Raw genomic sequence first — 2,511 nt, forward strand, 5'->3', positions numbered from 1 at the left:
CCTATACGTATCCCACTGCCGGAAGCCAGTACAACGGCGGATTGGAGAACCCAACTACTTTGGCTAACCCTGACCTGAGGCCACTGCGCACCATTACCTATGAAGCAGGGGCGAATGTAAAAATGCTCAATAACCGCCTGGGCTTTGACCTGGCCCTGTATACCGGCAGCACCAAAGACCAGATCCTGGAACGCATTGTAGACCGTGCATCCGGTTATGCGAAAGAGATCATTAACGTGGGCAAAGTGAATAACAGTGGCATAGAGCTGGCCGTGAACGGTACGCCCCTGGCACTAAAGAATTTTAAATGGAATACCAATATCGTATTCTCCTCTAACCGTAACGTAATTAAAGAGCTGGCAGATAGCTCCGTGGTATTACGTACCGGTAATGTTGGCGGCGGCCAGATCGTTGCCAAACAAGGCGGCAGCATGGGCGCGCTGTACGGAAAAGGTTATGTGCGCGCACCGGATGGCCAGATCGTATATGATGCCAATACCGGCTTTGCGCTGCTTTCAGAAGATGTGAAATACCTGGGTAATGTTACACCCAAATGGAAGCTGGGTTTCAGCAACGATTTTCAGTACAGGCAATTTCATTTAGGCCTGTTGTTCGATGCACAGTATGGTGCAGTAGCGCATTCATTGATGCATTACAAGATGGTGGAGCAGGGCAAGCTCACAAAAACACTGCCCGGAAGATATAGTGGGATCATTGGCAATGGCGTAATAATGGAGGCAGATGGAAAATACCGTAAGAATGATGTAACGGCAACAGATGTAGATGGCTACTACCGTTCTCACTGGGGCGCGGATAATGCGGAAGGCAGCACCTTCAGCACCGATTTTGTGAAATTCAGGGAAGCCCGCCTGGACTATACCGTAAACTCACAAATGCTGAGAAGACTGGGTTTGCAAAAGCTGCTGATCGGCATCTATGGCCGTAACCTGTATACCTGGTCAAAATGGCCCATGTTCGATCCTGAATTTGGTACACTGAACGGATCGGATATCGTAACGGGTTTCGAGGTAGGGCAGTTCCCCTCTACACGCTCCTATGGCATTAACCTGGTTGTTGGACTTTAATTAGAAAAAATAATGCAACAGATCATACATAAATTATTGGTGGCTGCAGGCATGTGCAGTATACTACTGGCCTCCTGTACCAAAGATTTTAAAGAGATCAATACCGATCCGAATAACACCACACAGGCCCTGCCGGAACAGCTGCTGGCGCCGGCGCTGGTAAACACCTTAACGTACAACATGCGGCGGAACCGTGACTTCAACAATGAGCTGATGCAGGTGACCGTGAACATGAACGAGGCAGAAGGGCAGGTGTTCCGGTACGACTATCGTGATAACACATCCGATTATCTTTATAACGGCTGGTATACGGAGCTTACCAATTTCAAGGACATCTATAAAACAGCCAGCGACGAGCTGAATTACAATACATCCTACATGGGCATATCATTGATCTGCCAGTCGTGGATCTATTCCATGCTTACAGATACTTATGGCGATGTGCCCTATTCCCAGGCTAACTCCGGCAGGGACTCCGCCATCCTGGAACCTGCTTTTGACCGGCAGAAAGATATTTACCTGGATATTTTTAAGAAGCTGGACTCTGCCAACTCCCTGCTGAGCAACGGTACTGCCATTAAGGCCACCAGCGACCCGGTATATAACGGCGATGTGGGCAAATGGCGCAAGTTCGGCAACTCCCTGTATCTGCGGCTGCTGCTGCGCCTTTCCGGCAAAGCGGAAGTAGCGGAGCAGTGCATTGCAAAAATTAAGGACATCGTGGAAACGGATGCCGGTAAATACCCGATCATATCCAGCAACGCGGAATCGGCCATTTTGAAATGGACCGGCGCAGGCCCTTATGTTTCCCCTTTCTACGCAAGCGTAAGGGAGCAGGATTTCAGAACGCCTGCCATTGCCAGCTTTTTCATTGATCACCTCTCAACCTGGGGCGATCCGCGTATTGATATACCCATTTACGGCGCCAGTGGTTTTAACAGGTGGGGCATTGCTCCGTACTCCGGCTCGTACCAGGGCGTGGCCAGCGGTTATGCGCCCGGAACCAGCCCGGTAAAAAAGTGCTATTTCTATTCCTATACCTCTGCGGTTTCCTTACAAACAGATCCCCTTACCGGTATGATGCTGAATTATGCCGAAGTGCAGTTCATGCTGGCAGAAGCAGCTGCAAAAGGATGGATAGGCGGTGCTGCCGGTACTTATTACAATAACGGCGCTTTGAACAGCATCAGGTTATGGCTGCCCAACTGGCCGGATACGGTTAAAACCACTATTCACAACATTGATGAATACCTGGCCGCAGCAGATATCCAATGGGACGAAAGCGCATCGCTGAATGATAAGATGGAGAAGATCCATCTGCAGAAATATTATGCGCTGTTCCTGGCCGACCTGCAGCAATGGTTTGAGTACCGCCGCACCGGCCACCCGGCATTGCCCAAAGGAGCAGGTTTGAAAAATGGCGGGG

At 50.1% G+C, this 2,511-nt stretch carries 2 protein-coding genes; both read left to right on the forward strand.

The window, feature by feature from the left end:
* Positions 1-1,085, forward strand: a 1,085-nt coding sequence (locus tag VIM87_RS10040) for a TonB-dependent receptor domain-containing protein (protein WP_331996865.1), incomplete at its 5' end; no start/stop codon positions are given.
* Between the two features lie 12 nt (positions 1,086-1,097).
* On the forward strand, positions 1,098-2,511 hold a 1,414-nt coding region (locus VIM87_RS10045), incomplete at its 3' end, for a SusD/RagB family nutrient-binding outer membrane lipoprotein (protein ID WP_331996866.1).

Origin of the sequence: Chitinophaga sp. (assembly GCF_036569125.1) — a bacterium.
In the GTDB taxonomy this organism is placed as follows: domain Bacteria; phylum Bacteroidota; class Bacteroidia; order Chitinophagales; family Chitinophagaceae; genus Chitinophaga.